Annotated in this window: 27 protein-coding genes; 11 read left to right on the plus strand and 16 right to left on the minus strand. The window is 50.5% G+C overall.

Going from position 1 to position 23,033, the window contains the following annotated elements; translation table 11 throughout:
* The first annotated feature begins 2 nt into the window (after positions 1 to 2).
* On the plus strand, positions 3 to 1,331 hold the full coding sequence (locus tag BLW68_RS21595) for a methyl-accepting chemotaxis protein (RefSeq protein ID WP_092795703.1): 1,329 nt from the start codon (positions 3 to 5) through the stop codon (positions 1,329 to 1,331).
* An 85-nt stretch (positions 1,332 to 1,416) separates the two neighbouring features.
* Here the strand turns inward: BLW68_RS21595 and ychF are convergent, their stop codons facing one another.
* The 3 genes from ychF to BLW68_RS16530 are packed head-to-tail and all read right to left on the minus strand — an operon-like array spanning position 1,417 to position 3,756.
* Positions 1,417 to 2,508, minus strand: a complete 1,092-nt coding sequence (ychF, locus tag BLW68_RS16520) for a redox-regulated ATPase YchF (protein ID WP_092795706.1) — start codon at positions 2,506 to 2,508, stop codon at positions 1,417 to 1,419.
* Positions 2,509 to 2,551: 43 nt separating this feature from the next.
* Positions 2,552 to 3,154, minus strand: a complete 603-nt coding sequence (gene pth, locus BLW68_RS16525) for an aminoacyl-tRNA hydrolase (protein WP_092795708.1) — start codon at positions 3,152 to 3,154, stop codon at positions 2,552 to 2,554.
* Positions 3,154 to 3,756: a 50S ribosomal protein L25/general stress protein Ctc gene (locus BLW68_RS16530; protein ID WP_092795710.1), complete on the minus strand. Its 603-nt coding sequence runs from the start codon at positions 3,754 to 3,756 to the stop codon at positions 3,154 to 3,156. Before BLW68_RS16530 ends, pth begins: the two co-directional genes overlap by 1 nt.
* 273 nt (positions 3,757 to 4,029) lie before the next feature.
* Here BLW68_RS16530 and BLW68_RS16535 point away from each other — a divergent pair, with 273 nt between their 5' ends.
* Positions 4,030 to 4,587: an NAD/FAD-utilizing enzyme gene (locus BLW68_RS16535; protein ID WP_092795713.1), complete on the plus strand. Its 558-nt coding sequence runs from the start codon at positions 4,030 to 4,032 to the stop codon at positions 4,585 to 4,587.
* A 71-nt stretch (positions 4,588 to 4,658) separates the two neighbouring features.
* Here the strand turns inward: BLW68_RS16535 and BLW68_RS16540 are convergent, their stop codons facing one another.
* From BLW68_RS16540 to lolB, 3 genes are all read right to left on the minus strand, one after another.
* The gene (locus BLW68_RS16540; RefSeq protein ID WP_245728381.1) at positions 4,659 to 5,594 is read right to left on the minus strand and encodes a ribose-phosphate pyrophosphokinase; all 936 of its coding nucleotides are present in this window, start codon (positions 5,592 to 5,594) and stop codon (positions 4,659 to 4,661) included.
* Between the two features lie 79 nt (positions 5,595 to 5,673).
* Positions 5,674 to 6,519, minus strand: a complete 846-nt coding sequence (ispE, locus tag BLW68_RS16545; protein ID WP_092795717.1) for a 4-(cytidine 5'-diphospho)-2-C-methyl-D-erythritol kinase — start codon at positions 6,517 to 6,519, stop codon at positions 5,674 to 5,676.
* Positions 6,516 to 7,181 (minus strand): lipoprotein insertase outer membrane protein LolB, encoded by a 666-nt coding sequence (gene lolB, locus BLW68_RS16550; protein ID WP_245728376.1) that lies wholly within the window; start codon positions 7,179 to 7,181, stop codon positions 6,516 to 6,518. Before lolB ends, ispE begins: the two co-directional genes overlap by 4 nt.
* Before the next feature lie 20 nt (positions 7,182 to 7,201).
* On the opposite strand from lolB, the gene hemA reads away from it, so the two are divergent.
* The 6 genes from hemA to kdsA all read left to right on the plus strand — a co-directional run bounded on the left by hemA (position 7,202) and on the right by kdsA (position 13,454).
* Positions 7,202 to 8,461, plus strand: a complete 1,260-nt coding sequence (gene hemA, locus BLW68_RS16555) for a glutamyl-tRNA reductase (protein ID WP_092795719.1) — start codon at positions 7,202 to 7,204, stop codon at positions 8,459 to 8,461.
* Positions 8,462 to 8,479: 18 nt separating this feature from the next.
* Complete coding sequence (gene prfA / locus BLW68_RS16560; protein ID WP_092795721.1) at positions 8,480 to 9,571, plus strand: peptide chain release factor 1; 1,092 nt, start codon at positions 8,480 to 8,482, stop codon at positions 9,569 to 9,571.
* On the plus strand, positions 9,572 to 10,468 hold the full coding sequence (gene prmC, locus BLW68_RS16565) for a peptide chain release factor N(5)-glutamine methyltransferase (RefSeq protein ID WP_245728377.1): 897 nt from the start codon (positions 9,572 to 9,574) through the stop codon (positions 10,466 to 10,468).
* Between the two features lie 98 nt (positions 10,469 to 10,566).
* On the plus strand, positions 10,567 to 12,126 hold the full coding sequence (locus BLW68_RS16570; RefSeq protein WP_092795723.1) for a response regulator: 1,560 nt from the start codon (positions 10,567 to 10,569) through the stop codon (positions 12,124 to 12,126).
* Positions 12,127 to 12,177: 51 nt separating this feature from the next.
* Positions 12,178 to 12,558, plus strand: coding sequence for a SirB2 family protein (locus tag BLW68_RS16575; protein ID WP_092795725.1), 381 nt, complete (start codon positions 12,178 to 12,180; stop codon positions 12,556 to 12,558).
* Between the two features lie 47 nt (positions 12,559 to 12,605).
* Positions 12,606 to 13,454 (plus strand): 3-deoxy-8-phosphooctulonate synthase, encoded by an 849-nt coding sequence (kdsA, locus tag BLW68_RS16580; protein WP_092795727.1) that lies wholly within the window; start codon positions 12,606 to 12,608, stop codon positions 13,452 to 13,454.
* A 45-nt stretch (positions 13,455 to 13,499) separates the two neighbouring features.
* Here kdsA and BLW68_RS16585 read toward each other — a convergent pair whose 3' ends face one another.
* From BLW68_RS16585 to BLW68_RS16600, 4 genes are all read right to left on the minus strand, one after another.
* Positions 13,500 to 13,841, minus strand: coding sequence for a DUF3718 domain-containing protein (locus tag BLW68_RS16585; protein WP_092795729.1), 342 nt, complete (start codon positions 13,839 to 13,841; stop codon positions 13,500 to 13,502).
* A gap of 146 nt (positions 13,842 to 13,987) precedes the next feature.
* Positions 13,988 to 14,731: a LytR/AlgR family response regulator transcription factor gene (locus BLW68_RS16590; RefSeq protein WP_092795731.1), complete on the minus strand. Its 744-nt coding sequence runs from the start codon at positions 14,729 to 14,731 to the stop codon at positions 13,988 to 13,990.
* Entirely contained in the window at positions 14,715 to 15,797 is a 1,083-nt protein-coding gene (locus tag BLW68_RS16595) for a sensor histidine kinase (protein WP_092795805.1), read from the minus strand. The genes BLW68_RS16590 and BLW68_RS16595 overlap by 17 nt, the downstream gene beginning before the upstream one ends.
* Positions 15,794 to 16,996: a sensor histidine kinase gene (locus BLW68_RS16600; RefSeq protein ID WP_245728378.1), complete on the minus strand. Its 1,203-nt coding sequence runs from the start codon at positions 16,994 to 16,996 to the stop codon at positions 15,794 to 15,796. The genes BLW68_RS16595 and BLW68_RS16600 overlap by 4 nt, the downstream gene beginning before the upstream one ends.
* Before the next feature lie 26 nt (positions 16,997 to 17,022).
* On the opposite strand from BLW68_RS16600, the gene BLW68_RS16605 reads away from it, so the two are divergent.
* Both BLW68_RS16605 and BLW68_RS16610 read left to right on the plus strand, forming a co-directional pair.
* Positions 17,023 to 18,033, plus strand: a complete 1,011-nt coding sequence (locus tag BLW68_RS16605; RefSeq protein ID WP_245728379.1) for a M14 family zinc carboxypeptidase — start codon at positions 17,023 to 17,025, stop codon at positions 18,031 to 18,033.
* Entirely contained in the window at positions 18,024 to 18,800 is a 777-nt protein-coding gene (locus BLW68_RS16610) for an alpha/beta fold hydrolase (protein ID WP_092795733.1), read from the plus strand. Before BLW68_RS16605 ends, BLW68_RS16610 begins: the two co-directional genes overlap by 10 nt.
* Here BLW68_RS16610 and hxpB read toward each other — a convergent pair.
* The 4 genes from hxpB to BLW68_RS16625 are packed head-to-tail and all read right to left on the minus strand — an operon-like array spanning position 18,781 to position 20,585.
* Positions 18,781 to 19,470, minus strand: coding sequence for a hexitol phosphatase HxpB (gene hxpB, locus BLW68_RS16615; protein ID WP_092795735.1), 690 nt, complete (start codon positions 19,468 to 19,470; stop codon positions 18,781 to 18,783). The two genes, BLW68_RS16610 and hxpB, sit on opposite strands and share 20 nt — an antisense overlap.
* 27 nt (positions 19,471 to 19,497) lie before the next feature.
* A complete protein-coding gene (locus tag BLW68_RS21600; protein WP_281246204.1) occupies positions 19,498 to 19,626 on the minus strand; it encodes a hypothetical protein in 129 nt (42 codons plus the stop codon).
* Between the two features lie 30 nt (positions 19,627 to 19,656).
* On the minus strand, positions 19,657 to 19,869 hold the full coding sequence (locus BLW68_RS16620) for an RNA-binding S4 domain-containing protein (protein WP_068229434.1): 213 nt from the start codon (positions 19,867 to 19,869) through the stop codon (positions 19,657 to 19,659).
* A 17-nt stretch (positions 19,870 to 19,886) separates the two neighbouring features.
* Positions 19,887 to 20,585, minus strand: a complete 699-nt coding sequence (locus BLW68_RS16625) for a tRNA-uridine aminocarboxypropyltransferase (protein ID WP_092795737.1) — start codon at positions 20,583 to 20,585, stop codon at positions 19,887 to 19,889.
* A gap of 215 nt (positions 20,586 to 20,800) precedes the next feature.
* Here BLW68_RS16625 and BLW68_RS16635 point away from each other — a divergent pair, with 215 nt between their 5' ends.
* Complete coding sequence (locus tag BLW68_RS16635) at positions 20,801 to 21,703, plus strand: pseudouridine synthase (protein ID WP_092795741.1); 903 nt, start codon at positions 20,801 to 20,803, stop codon at positions 21,701 to 21,703.
* Here BLW68_RS16635 and BLW68_RS16640 read toward each other — a convergent pair.
* Together BLW68_RS16640 and BLW68_RS16645 are read right to left on the minus strand one after the other, a co-directional pair.
* Positions 21,700 to 22,152: a YaiI/YqxD family protein gene (locus tag BLW68_RS16640; protein ID WP_092795743.1), complete on the minus strand. Its 453-nt coding sequence runs from the start codon at positions 22,150 to 22,152 to the stop codon at positions 21,700 to 21,702. The genes BLW68_RS16635 and BLW68_RS16640 overlap by 4 nt on opposite strands.
* A 3-nt stretch (positions 22,153 to 22,155) precedes the next feature.
* Complete coding sequence (locus BLW68_RS16645) at positions 22,156 to 23,004, minus strand: NAD(P)H-hydrate dehydratase (protein WP_092795745.1); 849 nt, start codon at positions 23,002 to 23,004, stop codon at positions 22,156 to 22,158.
* Positions 23,005 to 23,033: the final 29 nt, after the last annotated feature.

Genomic DNA, 23,033 nt, shown 5'->3' on the forward strand with positions numbered 1-23,033 from the left:
TCATGTTTGGCCGTTTCGGTAAAAAAGCGCTGCAGGAAGAAAATGAACGTTTAAAAGAAGAAGTTAATATGCTGAGACAGGCTAATGCCAGTGTCCGCAAACACATGATGCATTTGAAACTTGATGCTACTGGCAGCATTCAAAAGGTAAATGATAACTTTGTCAAAGAAACCCAGATGAATGAGACTGATGTACTTAGCCGCAATATTAAAGAGCTGGTGCCGGCTGAGTTACGCAGTACAGAGCATTTTAATAAGATGCAAAAAGCCTTGGGTTCTGGCAATTTCTGGAGCGGAGCCTGGCAAATTATTAACCGGCAGGGGCAGGCCCTTTGGATCAGAATGGCGCTTTGTCCAATTAAGAACCGGCAGGACGATCTGGAGCGGTTCGAGGTATATGCCTCCAACCTGACCAGAACGATTGAAACCTCACAGCAATATGAAAGCCTGGTTAAAGCTATGCAACGATCTACAGCTGTGATTGAGTTTGACCTGTCAGGTCATATATTAGATGCCAATGACTTGTTTCTGGGCGCTACCGGATACCGGCTGGAAGAGATCAAAGGTAAGCATCACCGGATGTTTTGTCCGCCAGAGATTGCAAATAGCCGGGAGTATGAACTGTTTTGGCAAAAATTAGCTAAAGGACAATTTATTGCCGAACGCTTTAAAAGGGTTGATCGTGCAGGCCGTGAGATTTGGCTGGAGGCATCATACAACCCGATTGATGATGCTACAGGCAAATACTACAAGGTGGTTAAGTTTGCCACTGTGATTACCGAGCAGGTAAAGCAAGAGATGGAAGTGTCAACTGCGGCTCAGGTGGCGTATGAAACGTCACAAGCTACTGATCATAGTGCAAAGAGCGGTATACAGGTTATGAATGATATGGCCGCAGTAATGGGGCAGCTTGAGCAGCAGATGACAAAGGCAGTGGAGAATATTAATGACCTTGCTAAACAGTCGCAGCTTATTGGCTCTATTATTCAAAGTATCAGCAGTATAGCGGATCAAACCAATTTACTGGCGTTAAATGCGGCAATAGAAGCCGCCCGTGCCGGTGAACAGGGCCGTGGCTTTGCTGTGGTGGCGGATGAAGTACGACAACTGGCGTCCCGAACCAGTGCGGCGACGGTTGAAATTGTGGAGGTAGTTAGCCGTAATCAGCAGCTTTCTGACGGTGCGGTCAGCATTATAGAAAGCGGGCAGCAACAGGCAAAAGATGTTAACGGTTTAGTTACCCAAGCCCGAGTGACTATAGATGAGATTCAGGAAGCAGCTCAGAAAGTCGTGGCTGCAGTTTCACAATTTGCCAACAGGCTGGCGAAATAATTCGGGCGTTGCCGCTATGTCGGCTCCACAGGCAATAAAAAAGCCGTTGTCGGCAAACAACGGCTTTTTTTGTGTTAAAACGTGCTTAAACGTTAAAACGGAAATGCATTACGTCGCCGTCTTTTACGATGTACTCTTTACCTTCTAAGCGCCATTTACCAGCTTCTTTGGCACCAGCTTCACCGTTAAACTGCACAAAGTCGTTATAGGCTATTACTTCAGCGCGGATAAAACCTTTTTCAAAGTCGGTGTGAATAACGCCGGCTGCTTGTGGGGCAGTTGCACCCACGGCAACGGTCCAGGCACGAACTTCTTTAACGCCGGCAGTAAAATAGGTGTGCAGGTTCAGCAGCGAATAACCGCCACGAATAACCCGGTTTAAGCCGGGTTCTTCTAAGCCCATATCGGCCATAAACTCGGCTTTCTCGTCTTCGTCCAGCTCGGCAATTTCTGACTCAATAGCGGCGCATACCGGTACCACTATGGCACCTTCTTTGTCTGCAATGGCCTGTACTATGTCTAAGTAAGGGTTATTTTCAAAGCCGTCGTCCATTACGTTGGCAATATACATCGTTGGCTTAATGGTTAAGAAGTTCATATAGGCAATTAAAGCCTTTTCTTCTTTATCAAGCGGCAACTGACGCAGGGTATGGCCTTGCTCTAAATGCAGTTTTACTTTTTCCAGCACTGCCATTTCGGCTTTGGCGTCTTTATCGCCACCTTTAGCTTTTTTGCTAACACGGAAAATAGCACGCTCGGCGCTGTCCATATCTGACAGTACCAGTTCCATATTAATGGTATCGATATCATCTGCCGGGTCAATTTTGCCCGCTACGTGAATAATATTGTCGTCGTCAAAGCAGCGCACTACGTGGCCAATAGCATCGGTTTCGCGGATATTCGCCAGAAATTTATTGCCCAGGCCTTCACCTTTGGACGCGCCTTTTACTAAGCCGGCGATATCAACAAATTCCATGGTGGTAGGTAATACACGCTGTGGGTTAACAATTTGCGCCAGCTTATCCAGACGTAAATCCGGTACCGGTACTACGCCGGTATTCGGTTCAATAGTACAGAACGGAAAGTTAGCCGCTTCAATGCCTGCCTTGGTTAACGCATTAAACAGGGTGGATTTGCCTACGTTAGGTAAGCCGACGATGCCACATTTGAAACCCATAATTAGTATCCTTTACGTGCTGGAAATTGCTGTGCCTGCTGCTTTAGCCGGCTTTAAAACTGTGTAGGCGGTTTTGTGCTTTAACCAGACCATCGCGGGCCAGAATATCAAAGCAACGTGTTGCCTCATCAATAGATTGTTCGATCAGATTTTGTTCACTGGCCGGGGCCTTGCCCAATACATAGCCGGTTACCTGATCTTTATGCCCCGGGTGGCCAATGCCAAGCCGTAGCCGGTAAAAATTCGGGTTATTGCCAAGGCGGGCCATAATATCACGCAGGCCATTGTGGCCGGCATGGCCACCACCGAGTTTAAATTTTGCCACACCCGGTTCCAGCGCCATTTCATCATGCGCTACCAAAATTTGTTCAGGTGTCAGCTTGTAAAACTGTGCCATAGCCAGCACGGCTTTACCGCTTAAATTCATATAAGTCGAGGGAATAAGTAACTTGAACTCTTGCCCGGCGCAGACAAACTTGCCGGTATAACCGAAAAACTTCGGCTCGTTCTTTAAGCTGGTATTAAAGGCGTGGGCCAGCTGCTGAACAAACCAGACACCGGCGTTGTGCCGTGTCTGGCTGTATTCCGGGCCCGGATTACCCAGGCCCACAATCAACTGAACTGTTGACTGAACGCTGCCAGACATTACTCTGCGGCAGTATCTTCGTCAGCAGCTTTACCAGCTGGTTTGTTCACAGATACAACAGCCAGGTCGTGACCTTTCGCTAACTGAACAAAAGTAACACCTTTAGGTGCTTTCAGATCAGATAAGTGTAAGTGCGCGCCTACTTCAACGTTGCTCATGTCAACTTCGATAAACTCTGGTAAGTCTTTTGGCAAACAAGAGATTTCGATTTCGTTCGCAGCGTGAACTACAACACCGCCTTTTTTAACTGCTGCTTCTTCATTAACGAAGTGAACAGGAACAACAGTGTGCAGCTCATGGCCAGCTTCAACGCGTTGGAAGTCAACGTGCATGATTTTTGGCTTGAACGGGTGACGTTGCATGGCTTTAACGATAGCTTTTACGTCTTCTTTGCCAACTTTGATAGTCAGGATGTGAGAGTAAAACGCTTCAAAGCTTTGTGCTTTTAACAGTTTAGAATGCTCTAAAGTGATAGAAACCGGGGCTTTGCTACCACCGTAAATGATAGCTGGTACTTTGTCTTCGTGACGCAGGCGGCGGCTCGCACCTTTCCCCGCGTCAGTACGGACTTCTGCATTTAATGTAAAAATTGCATCAGACATGGTGTACTCCAAAAATTAAGGTTTCCCAAGACTCGCGACCAGTCTCAGGCTGGATGCCCTTTTCAGGGGCGCGACATATTACCACCGGACCCTGACGGCTGCAATTGTAAAGTGATGGCAAATTTACCCTAATGCCTGACAGCAGCTATACTTGATGCGTTGTTTAAAAAATAATCAGCTGCGCAGTGGTATGGTTGCAATACTGTCATTTTAGCTAATAGCTGGCATGTAATCAGGAAGTGGCGTATTCACCAGGGTTTTGCGGAGGATGTTATGTTAAGACGGTATTTTGTCAGTGAAGATCTGACCGAGCTCAAAACAGTAGAACATGAATTGGAACAGCAGGGCATTAATACTGAACAAATACATGTATTAAGTGAACAGGATGCCAATATCGAGCTGCATCAGTTACCAGAGGTTTCGCCGGTATTAAAAAGCGATGTGGTTCACGCTACAGAACGGGGCGCAATAATTGGGGTCATAGGCGCCGCACTGGTATTGCTTATCGCATATGCATTCGGTTGGACTGACACGGCAGCTGGCTGGATCCCGTTTATCTTTCTGGCTATTGTGGTGCTTGGGTTTTGCACCTGGGAAGGTGGATTTATTGGCATTCAGGAGCCCAATACTCACTTTAAGCAGTTTAAGGACATTCTTAAACAAGGTAAACATGTGTTATTTGTTGATATTGATTCACAAGACGAAGCTATCCTGAACCGTACCGTGCGCCGCCATCCCCAATTGCAGCTTGCGGGCAGTGGTGCAGGGACACCCGGTTGGCTAATCAAAGCCCGCGTCCAATTCCGGCGTTTTATTAAAGTCATGCCCTGATTGCATCGGGCTTTTATCTTCGGCAGATAAAAAAACAGCGCTCTCGGAGCGCTGTTTTTTAGCTGGAAAATTTAGTCGAACATCGACGAGATAGATTCTTCATTGCTGATACGGCGGATACACTCGGCCAACATTTCGCTCAACGTCAGTTGGCGTACTTTAGACACCGCTTTCATTTCGGCACTTAGCGGAATAGTGTCAGTGATAATCAGCTCATCGATGACAGAATTGGCGATATTTTCTGCCGCGCCACCGGAAAATACCGGGTGGGTAGCATAAGCAAATACGCGCTTGGCGCCTTGCTCTTTTAAGGCTTCAGCGGCTTTACATAAAGTACCGCCGGTGTCGATCATGTCATCAACAATAATACAGTCGCGATCTTTTACATCACCGATAATATGCATTACCTGGGCTACGTTAGCTTTTGGCCGGCGTTTATCGATAATGGCTAAATCGGCGTCGTTCAGCAGTTTGGCAATAGCGCGGGCCCGCACCACACCACCGATATCCGGTGACACCACGACCGGCGAGGTAAAGCCTTTTTTACGCATATCATCCAGCAGCACCGGGCTGGCGAATACGTTATCTACCGGTACATCGAAGAAACCCTGAATTTGCTCGGCGTGCAAATCTACCGTTAATACGCGGTCTACGCCTACGCTGGATAAGAAGTCGGCTACTACTTTGGCAGTAATAGGTACCCGGGCTGAACGTACCCGGCGGTCTTGCCGCGCATAACCGAAGTACGGCATTACTGCGGTAATACGGCCGGCTGAGGCACGACGCAGGGCGTCGACCATGACAATCAGTTCCATCAGGTTATCGTTGGTTGGGGCGCAGGTAGATTGGATGATAAACACATCAGAACCACGCACATTTTCATTGATCTGGACACTAACTTCCCCATCACTGAAACGGCCGACTTCGGCATCTCCAAGTTTAATATACAGACGGCTGGCGATTTTACTTGCGAGTTCTGGTATGGCGTTACCAGCGAAAACCTTCATGTCAGGCACGGTAGGATCCTCAGGGCGGTGGTGAGTCCGGTTTATCAATTAACAGCGGCAAAAGCACCGCTGCGGTTACTTATTCGGTATCTGCCAACGCAGCCCACACAGGCGACTGGTTGACCCCTTTAGCAATAAAACCACGCCAGGACGGCGGTAATTGCGCAAGAGCATGCTGAGCACTGGTCTGGTCCGGGAATGCGGCGAACACACTGGCGCCAGTACCCGTCATTTGACACGGCGCGTATTCTACCAACCACTGTAAGGTTATTGCAACAATAGGGTAGAGCTGTTCTACCAATGGCTGGCAGTCATTGCGCCAGGGGGCTGTTAACACCTGATCAACGCTTATGATGGGTGTATTGCGAGTTAAATCAGGGTGTTGGAAAATTTCTGCTGTGCTGATATGACAATCTGGTGTAACCACCAGGTAAACTTTTTCAGCCATGGGCAGCGGCTGTAATTTTTCCCCTACGCCTTCAGCAAAAGCAGTGTAACCGCGGACAAACAAGGGTACATCGGCACCCAGTTTTAGCCCCAGTCCGGCCAGCGTATCGGTGGTTAAATTAAGTTGCCATAATTTATTTAACCCCAGCAAGGTAGTGGCGGCATCAGATGAGCCACCGCCTAAACCGCCACCCATTGGCAGGCGTTTATCCAGATAAATATCACAACCTTGTGTGCAGTTGCTGTATTGCTGCAGCAGGCGGGCAGCACGCAGTACCAGGTTTTGCTCGTTGATCAGCTCGCTGTTATTGCAATCAAGCCGGATTTCATCGTCCTGGCGCAGCGTAAATGTCAGTTCATCGCCCACATCCAGCAATTGAAACAAGGTTTGCAGGTTATGGTAGCCATCAGGCCGGCGGTCGGTAATATGTAAAAATAAATTCAGCTTCGCCACTGCTGGCAGGGTAAGGTGCTTCATTGCCAGCTCCGGATAACAATTTTAATTTGGCTGTCGCTGCTTTGCAGCAGCATGCGTCTGGGCAGCGCCAGACTGTCGGGGAAAAAGCCCTGATACTGCAGCTGCCAGACAATACCGGTGCTGTCAGTTAAATTAAACGCTGTCACCCGGCCAAATTCGTCGCGCATTATGTCGCGGCCTTTACTGCCGGGTAAGCCCCGTAGCCACAGCGGCATATCATGTAGCGGCATTGACCAGCCTGATAGTTGCAGCAATAAGGTACTGGTATCTACAGCGCGGTAGGTTTCACCTTTAATAGTAATAGCGCTGCCTTGTTCAGTTTCGCTCAGCTCAAACAGGCTGATACCAAGAAAATTACTTAAACGGGCGTCATAAGTGACGCCATCCTCCTGTTGCCAGCGTAAATTACCGCTAAGTGACTCCTCCGGCGTTTTAATACCGACACTGGCCTGCAATGAAAATTGCTGCATAGCCAGTATGTGTTGTTCGCGCTCATTAGTACTCAGCGGCGTTTCAGCCGGCGCCGGGCGCTGAAATACAGTACAAGCACTTAGCAATAAAATAACAATACTGATAAATAACGGACGAATAAACGGATGCACCACACTAAAGTCCTTCACTGAGCTTTCTTCGCTTTTATTAAGTTGGGGCTTTTTGTACAATTCGCCCCCTGACAATTCTGATGATACAGGTGACAGCCATTTTCGCACTCGGCATTAATCATAAAACGGCACCGGTTGCCCTGCGCGAGCAAGTTGCTTTTGCGCCTGAGCAGTTGCCTGAAGCCTTGCGCGAACTGACTACCTTAACCAGTATTTCCGATGCGGTGATTTTATCTACCTGTAACCGCACCGAGCTGTATTTTAACGGTACTGCCACCCAAGCGGAACAGGTAATTGCCTGGCTGGCACAATTTCATGCGATTGATGGCAGTGAATTGCAACCGCATTTGTATTTACATCAGGACAATGCCGCCGCCGAGCATCTGATGCAAGTGGCCTCCGGCCTGGATTCATTGGTGCTGGGCGAGCCGCAAATTCTCGGCCAGGTAAAACAGGCTTATAATCAGGCCCGCAGTGCGGGTACCGTAAATCCGCAGTTTGAACGTTTATTTCAAAAAACCTTCGCGGTTGCCAAACAGGTGCGCACCGAGACGGATATTGGTGCCAATGCAGTATCTGTCGCTTTTGCGGCGGTAAGCCTGGCCAAGCAAATTTTCGGTAACCTGGCCAAAGTACGGGTGTTGCTGATTGGCGCCGGTGAAACCATTGAATTGGTAGCCAAGCACTTGCAAGAGCAGGGCGCCGGACAGCTAACGGTAGCTAACCGCACTTATGAGCGCGCTGTGCATCTGGCCGAGCAATTCAGTGCCTCTGCCATTACGCTGGCGCAGGTGCCGTCAACTCTGGCTGATGCAGATATTGTCATCAGCTCTACCGCCAGCACTTTACCTATTGTTGGTAAAGGCATGGTAGAGCAAGCGCTAAAGCAGCGAAAGCACAAGCCGATGTTTCTGGTTGATTTAGCCGTGCCGCGCGATATTGAGCAGCAAGTGGCAGAGCTGGAGGATGCTTACCTGTATACAGTAGATGATTTACAGTCGATAGTGGCGCAAAACCTGAATAACCGCCTGCAGGCCGCCGAGCAGGCAAAACAGATGATAGCGGTTGGCGCAGCAGAGTTTGCCCAGTGGTTAACGCTGCAGGGTAGTGTCGACTGGGTGCGTGACTACCGCCAGCGCTGCGAGCAGGTGCGTACAGAATTACTGGCCAAAGCTGCAAACCAGCTGGCCGCCGGGCAAGATGCTGAAAAAGTGCTGGCTGAGCTGTCAACTAAACTGAGTAACCGGCTGATGCACAGCCCAACCAAAGCCATCCGCCAGTTAGTGCAGGATGATGAACCGAACAAACAAACATTGATCAACACTTTGTTAGATCTGTAATCAGGCAAATAAAACACCATGAAAGAATCGGTATACCGCAAGCTGGAAGGCCTGGCTGAGCGCTACGAAGAAGTGCAGGCATTGTTAAGTGATGCTGGCGTAATAAGCGATCAAAGCAAATTCCGCGAGCTGTCAAAAGAATACAGCCAACTGGAAGATATCAGCAAAGCTTTTGCCGACTATCAGCAGGCGCAGCAGGATTTAGCCTCGGCTGAAGACATGCAAAAAGACAGCGATCCGGATATGCGTGAAATGGCGCAGGAAGAATATAAAGCAGCCAAAGAGCGGATTGAACAACTGGATCAGCACCTGCAAATTTTGTTGCTGCCCAAAGATCCGAACGACAACAACAGCTGCTTTTTAGAAATTCGTGCCGGCGCCGGTGGTGATGAAGCGGCTATCTTTGCCGGCGATGTCTTTCGTATGTACAGTCGTTTTGCCGAAAAACGCCGCTGGAAGCTTGAAGTTGTCAGCGCCAGTGACGGCGAGCATGGCGGCTACAAAGAAATTATCGCCAGTGTGCAGGGCGAGGGCGCTTACGGTACGCTGAAGTTTGAATCAGGCGGCCACCGCGTGCAGCGGGTTCCGGCCACTGAATCACAGGGCCGGGTGCATACCTCGGCCTGTACCGTGGCTATTATGCCGGAAGTGCCGGAAAATGAAGCGATAGAAATTAACCCGGCAGATTTAAAAGTGGATACTTACCGCGCCTCGGGTGCCGGTGGTCAGCATGTTAACCGTACTGATTCGGCCATTCGTATTACCCACTTACCTACCGGCATAGTGGTGGAGTGCCAGGACGAACGCTCGCAGCATAAAAATCGTGCCCGTGCCATGAGCGTGCTGCAATCACGGATTCAGGCAGCAGAAGATGAGAAACGCCGTTTAGTGGAAGAATCTACCCGCCGCTCGTTAGTGGGCAGTGGCGATCGTTCTGAGCGCATCCGCACCTATAACTTCCCGCAGGGCCGTTTAACCGATCACCGTATCAACCTTACTATTTACCGCTTAAACGAGGTAATGGAAGGTGATTTAGATCAGGTATTAGAGCCGCTGAAACACGAGCATCAGGCCGACTTGTTAGCCGCGCTGGCCGACGAGAACCGCTAAGTGCAACAAAAAGTGCAGCAACAAACAGTGCAGCAACAAACAGTGCAGCACCTAACAGCGCAGCAAACTCTGGCTCAGTGGCAAAAACAGGCGCAGCAGCAACTGGCAGCAATTAGCCCAACGGCTGATATTGAAGCCCGGTTATGCCTGTGTCATGTGCTTAATGTTAGCAATAGCTATTTATATAGCTACCCCGAGCGCGAACTTAATAGTGCAGAGCACGCCCGGCTAACTGAGCTGCTAGGCGCGCGCCTGCTGGGTCAGCCATTGGCTTATTTGTTTGGTTACTGGCACTTTTTTGACTTACAGCTTGAAGTCGCCCCCAGCACGTTAATCCCGCGGCCAGACACCGAACTGCTGGTAGAGCAAGCCTTAGCGCTGCCACTGCCCGCACAGGCAACAGTGTTGGATTTAGGCACCGGCACCGGTGCTATTGCACTGGCGCTGGCGCACAATAAACCGCAGTGGCAGCTAACTGCGGTAGACTACATTGCCGAAGCGGCAGCCCTGGCCGAACGGAACCGGGAAAAACTGCAGATAAAAAATTGCACCGTGGTGCAAAGTAACTGGTTTAGCGCACTGGGCAGCGCAAAGTTTGATCTGATTGTCAGCAACCCGCCGTACATCGACCCGCAGGACCCGCATTTAGCCAGCCTTAAATATGAACCGGTAACTGCCCTGACTGCTGAGCAACAGGGGCTGGCTGACATTAGCCAGATAATACGTCAGGCGCCACAGCACCTGAATGCCAATGGCTGGCTTTATCTGGAACATGGCTATAATCAGGCTGATGCAGTGCGATTATTGCTAAAACAAGCCGGTTTTACTCAGGTTGAATCAAAGCGAGATTATGGTAATAACTGGCGTATCAGTGGCGGTTGCTTACCAGACGACTAAGAGATTGTTTTTATCCATTTCCTTTGACCCTGCTCTGGATACAGCATATAACTAATTCAGCAATGACTCAGACTAAATGCAAGCTAAAGGAAAAGCGGATGAGCGATGATTTTTTATTTGCCGAAGAACCAGAGCCAATAATCGCAGTGCTTAACGGCAGCTGGAAAGTACTGATTGTTGACGATGAACCTGAAGTGCATGCCGTTACCAAGCTGGCGCTGAGTGATTTTACCTTTCAAAGTAAAAACCTGAGCTTCCTCAGTGCTTATTCCGGCAGTGAAGCTAAAGCGCTGATTAAACAACACCCCGACACCGCTATTATTTTGCTGGACGTAGTCATGGAAACCGACGATGCCGGCTTGCTGGTGGCGCGCTATATCCGTGAAGAGCTGCACAACGAACATGTGCGCATTATTTTACGTACCGGCCAGCCGGGGCAGGCGCCAGAGCGCCAGGTTATTATTAACTACGATATTAACGACTATAAATCTAAAACCGAACTTACCGCACAAAAACTGTTTACCGTTATTATGTCCAGCCTGCGTTCCTACCGCGATATTATGTCACTGGAGCAAAGCCGCCAGGGCTTGGAAAAAATTATTAATGCCTCGGCCGACTTATTTTCATCGCATTCGATGGAGCAGTTTATCGATGGTGTATTACAGCAACTCACCTCTATTCTGGGCTGTAATGAAGACGCGCTGCTGGTTAGCTCATCTTTGGTAGCCGGCAATGTTGCCGGTGAAATAACCGATCCGCACAATCTGGTGGTGTTTGCCGGCCAGGGCGAGTTTGAAAGCAAAGAAGGTAAACCGGTGCAGGAAGTACTGGCACCAGAGTTGATGGAAGCCTTTGATACCGCGCTGAAATCACGCGGCATAGTGTACCGTGACAACTATCTGGTGGCTTATTGCACCAGTAAATTTACCCATGGCTCTTTGCTGTATATCTCTGGCTTGCCGGGCATTATTACTGAGAATCAAAAGAAGCTGATTGAGCTGTTCTCGCAAAACGTACAAATAGCCTATGAAAATGTGCAACTGCAGCATGAAATAGAAGACACCCAGCGCGAAATTGTTTACCGCTTAAGTGAAGCGGTAGAGCACCGGTCGATAGAAACTGGTAACCATGTTAAACGGGTAGCCTTTATTTGTTATGATCTGGCCAAAGCCTATGGTTTACCGGAAGAAGAAGCCGAGCGGCTGATGTTTGCGGCGCCGTTGCATGACGTTGGCAAAGTGGGTATTCCGGATGGTATTTTAAATAAGCCCGCTAAACTGCAGGGGCAGGAATGGGAAGTAATGAAAACCCATACCAGTATTGGCTATGAGATATTAAAAAATTCCAAACGCAGCATTATTCAGGCCGGTGCAGTTATCGCGCAGGATCACCATGAAAAATGGGACGGTACAGGTTACCCGGCGGGTAAAAAAGGCGAAGATATTCATATTTACGGCCGTATTGCCGCATTGGCTGATGTTTATGATGCATTGCGTCACCGACGCTGTTATAAGTCAGCCTGGCCGCTGGATCAGGTAATGGCAACAATTGAAGCTGAAGCCGGTAAGCAATTTGACCCCAAGCTGGTAGAAATATTTAAAAGCCGGGTCGACAAATTGGAAGCAATACTGCAAAAATACCCGGACAGCAACGAGTAACTGCAGCCAGCTTACGCTGGCTGTTTTATTAATAAAGAAAGGACAAGCGTTATGTATATGGCTTATAAGCATTTTCACCTGTTAATGGTGGTGCTCAGTGTCAGTTTTCTGTTAGTGCGTTATGCCATGAGCCTAAAGCCAGCAGCAATGTTACAAACAAAATTTTTTAAAATAGCGCCACACGTTATTGATACGCTGTTACTGGTAAGCGCCGTGCTGCTGATGATGACACTGCAGCAGTATCCTTTTGTGCATGCCTGGCTGACAGAGAAATTACTGGCGGTGCTGGCCTATATTGCCTTGGGCGTAATGGCATTTAAAGGCCGCACAGCGGCTATCCGCTGGATTTGTTTTTTAGGCGCGCTGGGTTGGCTGGGCCTGGTACTGCGGGTAGCCATGACTAAACAGCCGGTGTTCTTAACTGCATTCTGATTTGATTACAGCCAGCCTTGCGGTTGGTAACTTACTACGGAAAAACTATGACTGCGCAAATTATTCAGGTTGGCAGCACGCAAGTGGCTAACCATTTACCTTTCGTGTTGTTTGGCGGCATGAATGTGCTCGAATCACGTGATTTAGCCATGCGTATTGCCGAGCACTATGTGGAAGTCACCACTAAGCTGGGTATTCCTTACGTATTTAAAGCCTCGTTTGACAAGGCTAACCGCTCTTCGGTGCATTCTTACCGGGGCCCGGGCATGGAAGAGGGCTTAAGAATATTTGAAGAAATTAAGCGTACTTTTAATGTGCCATTAATTACCGATGTACATGAGCCACACCAGGCCGCACCGGTAGCAGAAGTGGTAGATGTGATCCAATTACCGGCCTTTTTAGCGCGGCAAACCGATTTAGTGGTAGCAATGGCAAAAACCGGCGCGGTAATTAATGTAAAAAAACCGCAGTTTTTAGCCCCGCATGAAATGCGCCATATTATTACCAAGTTTAAAGAAGCCGGTAATGAGCAGGTGATCTTGTGTGAGCGCGGCAGCTGCTTTGGTTACAACAACCTGGTAGTTGATATGCTGGGTATGGACGAAATGAAAAACTACGGCCCGGTGATTTTTGATGCCACCCATGCCTTACAAAAACCCGGTGGCCGCGAAAGCTCGGCCGATGGCCGCCGTGCTCAGGCTGCACAGCTGGCACGCTCCGGTATGGCATTGGGGCTGGCTGGTTTGTTTATCGAGGCGCACCCGGATCCAAATCAGGCTAAATGTGATGGCCCCTGTGCCTTGCCATTAGCCAAGCTGGAAGATTATTTATTGCAAATGAAAGCGGTAGATGATTTAGTCAAAAGCTTTGCGCCGCTGGATACCGCAGCAAATTAAACAAAAGGGCGGGACAGCGATTGGGCTGCTGTCCCGTTTGCCAGGTTAGTTAGCAGCTGACGCAGCAACGTCCTGAATAGTTACGCGGCCTTTAATGCGGTCTTCATATCGCTGCAACATAGCGGTGACTTTAACTGCCTGGTTAGCACGGGCAAAGTCCATTAGCCGCTGACCGTTACATACCACTTTTTCTACCGCCGCCTGTTTACTGATGCGATAAGCTTTTAGCGTGCTATGTAAACCTAAGCGATCGTCAGCTGCAGTTTCACTGCACACTTGTACTAAAGCGTTATGTAAATAGCTGCCTTTGACATAGTTGTCGGCGCTTGCCGGCATTGCGACACCGGCACCTGCCAACGATATTGCGAATAAAAGTGCTGTTTTCATGGTGCTATCCTCAGTTGTTGAACATATGGCGTTTGCCATAGGCCTATTGTGGCAATATTGCACCGGGTTGCCGCAGTATTGGGGTAAGAGGTGGCGCCGTTGTTATCAAGTGATAAGCCGGCGCCCGGCAGGGACAAGCGGAAAGGTTAATGCTGTGGCAGAGCGCTGAGTTGGCCGGCCCAGTTCAGTTTGTAGCGGCGCGAAGCATTCACCTTTTTACCGTTGCTAAGCAGAAATTCGTAATCATTATTATGCGGTTGCAGCTTGTGGACATGATGCAGATTAAGCAAAGTTGAGCGATGTACCTGGACAAACTGTTTTGGCAAACGTTGCAGTAACTCTTTCATGGTTTCCCGTATGACCAGGATGTCGTTTAAGGTATGGATACATAAATAGTTGCCGGCGGCTTCAATCAGCATGATGTCAATATCGTCCAGCAACAGGGTGGAGGCGCCGGTTTTAAACGTCAGCTTATTAACCTGTGCCGGTGCTGTGTGCAGTGTCAGTTTGTCCAGTGCCGTACGGGCATCCAGCAGCGATTGCGCCAGGCGCTGGCGCGATACCGGTTTTAGCAGGTAATCAAAGGCAAAGTGCTCAAATGCCGAAAAGGCAAATTGCTCATAGGCTGTAACGAGAATAAACAACGGTCTGGTCATGGCAGAGCCTTTAGCAAGCTGTTGCAAAATGTCGATACCTTTAATGCCCGGCATCTGAATATCAAGAAATACCAGGTCGATATCCGGCGCGGTCTGCAAAAATTGTAAGGTGTCATCGCCGTTATCAAAGCAGTCGATAATTTCAAGATTAGAATATAACGCCAGTTTGGCTTTTAAATTACTGATCGCCAGGGGTTCGTCATCGGCAATAATGACTTTAAGTGCGGCTGTCATTCAGCGCCTCCGTTGCTATGCGCAGCTGGCTGTAAAAGCCGCTGGCGCTGTGGCTTAGGGTTAAAGCGGCGGCACTACCAAACAACAACTGTAGCCGCTCAGCAAGATTAATTAAGTTTAGGGGTTGTTGTGCACCGGGCCAGCCGGCAGCGGCATCAGCCCCTTGCTGTGCCAGGGTAATGTTTAAATAGTCATCCTGCAGTTGCAGGCTGATCTGCAGGCAGATGTTACCTGCCACCTCCGCTACGCTGTATTGAATGGCATTTTCGGCCAGCGGCTGCAGCAACAATGGCGGGAAACGTAAAGCCGGCAGCTGTTGTGGCAGTTGCCAGCACAGTTGCAACCGCGCACCAAAACGTACCTGTTGTATCGCCATATAAGCGGACAGCGCATCCAGCTCTTGCTGCAGCGGGATAAACTCATCCTGCTGGTTTTTCAGTGAATGGCGCAAATAAGTAGATAGATGCTGGATCAGCTGTTCAGCAGCCGTGCCGCTGCGCTGCACTATTAGTGCGTTTAGCGCATTGAGTGTATTAAACATAAAGTGCGGATTAAGCTGATAACGCAGTACTTTTAATCTGGCCTGCCGCGCTTGCTTTGCCAGCTGTTGTTGTTGCAGCACGCCAGCATAATGCAGCTGATTGGTTTTAATCAGCATAAAAACTGCCAGCCAGCCGGCCAGCGGCAGTAGTACCAGTGAGAAGGCTGAAAAATATTTCAGCACTGAGCTGACGTTGTACATCATGTCGCTAGCGTAGTGCATTACCAGATACTGTCGCAGTATTACCAGTAACAACCACAACGGCAACAACACCAATAGCAGACGTTTGAGCTGCTGCAATAACGGCCGCTGCTGTAGTAACTCGTGTTGGCCCAGTGCGCCGGTGCACAGAATATTGATTAATGTCACCAGGCTGTAGATCGCTAAATACGGCCAGGTAGCTTCGTTTTGCAGCGGCACCAGCACCACCAGGTGGGTATATTTCACCAACAGATAACTTAACCAGTACAGCAGGTGCCAGTACCAAAAATTAGCCAGCCGATGCTGCACACCGGCCAAGATCATGCTGTTTGCCATGGTAAGCTGATATTCACTTTAAAGCCTTGTGGGCTGGCGCCTATATCTAACCTGGCGCTGTCGCCAAAGTGTTGCAGCAAGCGGTTGCGGATATTATTCAGGCCCACTCCGGCGCCACTGTTGTGGGCCGCCAGCTGTGATCCTGGGCCGTCATCGCTGATAGTCAAATGTAAGTTGTTATGCTCACGCGCGCCGCCTATGGTAATGGTTGCGCCTTGTTTACGGGTAGCAACGGCGTACTTAATAGCATTTTCTACCAGAGGTTGCAGTAATAGTGGCGGAATACGCTGCTGTTTAAGTGAGTCGTCAATCTGCCAGTTAACCTTTAGTTTGTCGCCAAAGCGCGTTTTTTGCAGTTGCAGATAAGCATTAATCGCCGCCAGCTCATCGGCCAGTTGCACCAGGCTGTCGGGCGATTTACTCAGCGAATAACGTAAAAAGGTCGCCAACTGCTCAGACATGGTTTCTGCGTCGTCATAGCGCTGGGCTTCCAGCAGGGCACAAACGGAATTAAGGGCATTAAAGGTAAAATGCGGGTTGAGCTGATGGCTTAGCGCCTGCAGTTCCAGTTGCTGAATTTTTTGGCTTAATGCGCTGGTTTGCGCCAGCCGCTGTAACTGCTGTTGGTACAGAAGTACGGTAAGGTAACAGGCCGTCCAGACAAAAAATGCCAGCACAGAGGTATCCAAATTACCAACAAGCTTGCGGATATCGGCAATCTCTCCGTCCCATAGCAGCATCCATAGCGCATTTTCTGCCGGAATATACAGCGCGGCAACCACCGCCACGCCGGACAGTAATTGCCAGTTACTGAACGCCTGCTGCACCAAACGCCGATAGGTCCAAACTACCAACGCCGCTGTTAATAGCATTGCAACCAGGTCGCCGGCCAGCATCATCGGCAGATGGCGCCAGTCAAACGGCTTGTTGTATAAGACCGCTGCATGCAAGGAGCTGAGCAAGCCCAGTATTAAAATGGCTGACCAGTAGTAAAGATTAAAGCGTAGTAATTTCCCCAGACTGAAAAACGGCATATCCGGCCCCACCGGTTGAACTGCCCTGAGTATAAATGACACGGCAGCTTTTGCCGACAGCGCAGGATAACCGGATGAAAATCCGGGGTAAAGCTGGCTGAAATCTTCATAAAACTGCCATTTTTGTCTGGCGGCCTTCAGGTATGCTGTCATATAACTTTCACTAACGGAGTGAGCTGTTGGTTGATACTGATACCATGCTGCCCGAGCTGGCTCAGCTGCAACAGTTAATTGACACAGCCCCGCCAGAATTACAGGTTGAATTGCTCGCCAGCATACCGCATATGGCAGAGCGTTTGCCGTTATATGGCCTGGCACTTGGCAACCGCAGTGCATCTGTTCCGGCAGTCGTGCTGGTAGGGGGCATTCATGGCCTGGAGCGTATCGGTACCCAGGTGGTGCTGGCTTATTTGCAAACCTTACTTAACCGCTTACCCTGGGATCTTTGCCTGCAACATACGCTGGCGCATTGCTGTATTTATTTTATCCCACTGGTTAACCCGGCCGGCATGGCCAATGGCTGGCGGGCTAATGGCAATAGCGTTGATTTAATGCGTAATGCCCCGGTGGAATGTACCGAAGGGGCGGCCTGGCTGGTTGGTGGTCAGCGTATCAGCCGCACCATTCCCTGGCATCGTGGCCGTAGCGATAAAATGGAAGCAGAAAGTCAGGCGGTAACCGATTTTATTCAGCACGAGCTGTTTAACCGGCCGTTTTCACTGGTACTGGATTGTCATTCCGGCTTCGGCACTACTGACCGCTTATGGTTTCCTTATGCGAAAAGCCGCCGTGAGCCTATAGCGCATCTGGCTGAAATGTACCGGCTGCGCGAATTGCTGTTTCAAACCTACCCGCACCAAAATTATATTTTTGAGCCGCAATCGCAGCACTATTTGTGCCATGGTGATTTATGGGACTACCTGTACGATTTATCACTGACGCACAACACCACTATGTTGCCGTTAACACTGGAAATGGGCTCGTGGAACTGGGTGCGGAAAAACCCGTTTCAGCTGTTATCCAGCCTGGGCATGTTTCATCCGGTAAAGCCGCACCGGGTAAGGCGGGTGCTGCGCAGCCACCTTATTCTGATTAATTTTCTTATTAACAGCACCATGTCATATCAAAACTGGTTGCCGCAGGTTAACCGCCCGCAGTTACAGGCACAGGCCAGAGCCATATGGTATTAGCCGATGATGCCACACCAGTACTGCTGATCCGTGGCCTTACCCGCGAGCAGCGGCACTGGGGCGAATTTAAAACCCTGCTGAGTGCTGCTTTGCCAAACCCGGTGCTGAGCTTTGACTTTGCCGGTACCGGCCAGCTGTATCAGCAGCGCTCGCCTGGCAGCATAAGTGGTTTGCGCCAGTCGGTGCGCCAGCAATGGCAGCAGGCGCCACAGTATAACGGCAGGGTGCATTTGCTGGCTATTTCACTGGGCGGAATGCTGGCGGCCGACTGGGCGGCGCAGTATCCGCATGAAGTGGCCTCGGTCACGCTGATTAACAGCAGTGCCAAGCCGTTGTCGCCGTTTTACCGCCGTTTGTGCTGGCGTAATTACCCGGCTATTTTGCGCAGTATCATCGCGGGGGCCGCGCAGCGCGAACAGGCTATTTTGCAATTAACCAGCGCCAGGCCCACAGAACATACCGACATCGTTGCCAGTTGGCAATTGTGGCAGCAGCAAAGGCCGGTAAGTAAAAGCAATGCACTGCGCCAGTTATGGGCGGCCAGCCGCTTTGTGGTAACGCCGTCGCCGCAGTGTCCCACTTTGTTATTTAGCAGCCTCGGCGATACGCTGGTGAGCCCGCAGTGCTCGCTTGATTTAGCCCGTTACTGGCAGGTAGCGCATATTCAGCACCCCTGGGCCGGGCACGATTTAGCGCTGGATGACGCACCGTGGCTGGTAGCGCAATACCAGCAGCAGCTTGCCGCTATCAGGCAGGCTGGGCGCTAAACTGGGCTACAGTAAAGGGGTTGCTGTTAAGCTGATTTAAGTCAAATTCACTGAGGCAGCGTAGTTTCAGCTCGGCCAGGTCAAACTTTTCCAGGTGCCAGTCGTGCACAGCAGGTAAGGCTATTACTTGCATCCCGGCCGCCTTGGCTGCACTTAGCCCGGTGTAAGAGTCTTCAAATACCAGGCAATGCTGTGGCGCTACGCCAAGGTTTTCTGCTGCCAGCAAATAAATATCCGGCGCCGGTTTGCCTTGCTGTACCATCTCTACCGAGCAGTGGGTATTAAAGTAATGGCGGATCTGCAGTTTTTCTAAGGTGGTGTCCATTAAAAAACCGGGTGAGTTAGTTGCAAGGCCAGTAGGTATTGCCGCTTGCTTTAGCCGGTTTAGTAACGGCAGCAAGCCTTTTTTCGCTACGCCGCGCAGCTTTATCTGCGTGGCAACATGTTGCAATACAGCTTGCTCGGCTTCATCCAGTGACATAGACGACCATGGCGACTGCTGATACCAGTGCGCAGTAACGGCTTTGGTGGTCATGCCGACAGTTTGCTGCTGGCGCTGCGGGCAAATCGTTACGCCAAGGCTGCCAAATACCTCAAGCTCAGCCTGATGCCACATAGGCTCTGAATCAATCAGTACGCCGTCCATATCAAAAATAACTGCCTGGATCATAATATTCCTGCTGTTGTCTCTGCTGTGTTACAAGGCAAAACTCAGATGAGGTTTACCGGCAATATACGCACAGCGAAAGGTATCAAAGTAGTGTTGCAATGCTGTGGCAGCGCTATTATCGTTCGCCAGCTTCAGTACTTCAATGGCAATTCCCATTCACCCCAATCACTTGGTTTAACCCTGATGTTAACCCAGGCGCATTTGCAGCTTATCGCCGCCAATTTCAATAATATCGCCGGCGTTAATTTGCCGGCGTTTGCGGGTTTCTACTTCGCCATTCACTTTTACCAAACCGCTGTCTATGGCTGCTTTTGCTTCGCCGCCACTGCTAAGCAGGCCCTCAAATTTGAGTATTTTATACAGCTCTACCGCGGGTTTGCTCAGTATTACATCACGCATGTCAGATCCTTAGCAGACTACTCTGCTGATTCAGTAAAATTAAGGTGGGGTTTGCCGACAATGTAAGCGCGGCGAAATACGGCAAAGTATTCGGCCAACGCTATTGCGGCGGCGGTATCATTCGCCAGTTTTAATACTTCTATAGCGACCTCGGCAGTGCATAGTTGATGCAAATGCGCCGCTTCGCGCAGCTGATAGCTTGAGCCCTGCTGTGGCTGAATACCCAGCACCGGCAAGTTAGCTAAATAGGGGCTTTTAAACATCTTCTTCGCTTCACGCCAGGTGCCGTCCAGCATAATAAACAGCGGTATCTTGCCGTTTTGCACGGCGCTAAGTTCCAGCGGGCTGTTGATACAACGCTCAGCTTCAGCGTATTGCTGCGGAAATACCACTATCGGGGCATAACGCGCATCGGCCAGCAGTGCCAGCATGGCTGCGTCGGGTTTTGTTCTGTCCCAGATAAAGGCATGATTATCGGCGATAACATCGGCAATAATGCGACCGGTATTGCTGGGTTTGTAACACTCGCCGGTGTACATAATAAAACAAAAGGCGCTGTTACTGCTGACGCCGGGTTTACTGGCGCAAATGCAGTCGCTGGCCGGCAGCAGGCACTGCTCACAGCGTTTAACTTTGCTGCCACGGGCGTTAAACACCCGGGTGGCTTTTGCCAGCTCCTGTGTGCGTAAACGCAGCACTGAATTTGTATGTGACATCTTGCTTCTGCTAACAACCGGGCGTTAAGGGGCGGCTATTGTAGCCGCTTTTATACCCGTCGTCTTTCAAAATGCACGGGTGTTGGCTGCTGCCGTTTACCCCAATCACTTAGTACAGCTAAGCTCATGGGGATTCACGGCCTTGCCGCCTACGTGCATGTCGAAATCCATTGGGTATGCTACACTGCGCGCTGATTTTTCTGCCGGAATCTACCGTGTCGATAGCCCGCCAAGCCTCTGAAATTACCCTGCCTGCTGTCAATAACGGCTGGCATACTGTGCTGCAGTTTCTTTGCAGTCAGTTTCCGTTTATCAGCGAGACTATCTGGCGTCAGCGTATTGCTGCAGGCAAAGTGCATTGGTTTAACGGCGCGGTTATTAGTGCAGATACGCCTTTTATGCCAAGCAAACGGCTGTGTTATTACCGTGAAGTCACGGCTGAGCCGGCTATCCCGTTTGCCCATGAAATTCTGTACCGGGACCAGCATATTATTGTCGCCGATAAGCCGCATTTTTTGCCGGTAACGCCAGGCGGTGACTATGTTAATGAGTGCTTACTGGCGCGCTTACAGCGCGACACCGGCTTAAGCGACATTGTACCGCTGCACCGGCTGGACCGCGATACTGCCGGCCTGGTACTGTTTTCTGTTAATGCCCAAAGCCGGCCGGCTTATTACCAGTTGTTTAGTGAGGGCACTATCCATAAGCAATATCAGGCAGTGGCGCGGTTAACACCGCAGGCTGCCACAGCTGCGTTACCAAAGCAGTGGCATATTGCAAACCGGATTGAGAAAAGCACACCGCGCTTTATTAATGCCATAGTGGCCGGTGAGGTAAATGCGCAATCAACTATCAGCCTGGTGGCGAAAAGCGGCGAGCTCGGGTTGTTTGAGCTGACACCACACAGCGGTAAAACCCATCAGCTGCGCCTGCATATGCTTAGTTTGGCGATGCCGATTTTGCATGATACTTATTACCCCAAGCTGCAACCGAAGCAGGCGCCGCAGTTTGATAAGCCGTTGCAATTGCTGGCAAAACAGTTAAGTTTTACTGATCCGCTAACGCAAGAACAGCAGCAATTCAGCAGTAAACAGCAGCTGTCGGCCTGGCTGGGTTAAGCTTTCGCATGCTGCTGTAACAGCTTATCCAGCTGATTAGCAAAGGCCTGGCGATCGCTTTGGTTTAGCGGTGGCGGGCCGCCGGTATGCACACCGCTGCCGCGCAGGGTGTCCATAAAATCACGCATCGTCAGCTTTTGTTTAATGGTGTCGTTGCTGTACAGCTCGCCGCGCGGGTTCAGCGCATGGCCGCCTTTGGCCAGCACGTCGGCCGCCAGCGGAATATCTGCGGTGATCACCAAATCGCCGGCTTCACAACGGCGCACTATTTCGTTGTCGGCTTCATCAAAGCCGCTGGACACCGTAATGGCCGAGATGAACTTTGAAGGCGGTACGCGGATGGGTTGATTCGCCACCAGCAGTGTTGCTATCTGTTTGCGCTCAGCGGCGCGAAAAATAATGTCTTTAATCACCACCGGGCAGGCATCGGCGTCGACGTATATTTTCATCTGTCAGGATTTTCCGTTTAGTAGTGGCTGCAGGTGCGGCAGTATAGCAGTTGCCGGCAGGCCACGCTCGCCCCGGACGGCTGCCAGTTGGTCTGCCGCAGTACCATGCAGATAACCCCCCAATGCCGCTGCATCAAAACCGGTTAAACCCTGTGCCAGCAGCGCGGCAATAATGCCGGACAATACATCGCCCATACCACCACCGGCCATGCCGGGATTGCCGCAGTCAAGCCTGGCCAGCTGTTGCCCCGGCCCGGCGATCAGGCTGGCATGGCCTTTTAGCAATACAGTGCCGCCAAAGCGTTGCTGCAGTTGTTGCACAGCCGCGACTCTGTCGTGCTGAATATCGGCGCTGCTGCAACCGAGCATACGTGCGGCTTCCCCCGGGTGTGGCGTCAGCAGCCAGCTATCGCGTTTTAAGCGCTGTTGTTCAGCCGCAGGTATTGCCGCCAGATAATTCAGCGCATCGGCGTCGAGTAACAGCGGTTTATCAGATGCCAATGCCTGAGCCAGTAAAGCGGTACCCCAGCTGCACAGGCCAAGACCCGGTCCTGCCAGCAGCACGGTGGCCCGCGTGATCATGTCATTAATGTGTTGGTGGCTTACCATCACTTCCGGCTGACGGCACAGCATAGCGTTGACATGCTCCGGCCGGGTGAACAAGCTGACTAAACCTGCCCCGCAGTGCACTGCGCTTTGCGCCGCCATTATTGCCGCGCCGCCATAGCCGTGGTCGCCACCGATCACCAGGACATGGCCAAAGTCGCCTTTATGCGCTTGTGGCGATCTGGCGGGCAATAAGCGGTTTAGCCAATGGGCTGTAACCGGCGAAATAGTGGTTGCGCTCATCATTAACTGTCCTGTGTAGCGAAGTTATAGTG

It is taken from the genome of Rheinheimera pacifica (genome assembly GCF_900108485.1).
Taxonomy (GTDB): domain Bacteria; phylum Pseudomonadota; class Gammaproteobacteria; order Enterobacterales; family Alteromonadaceae; genus Alishewanella; species Alishewanella pacifica.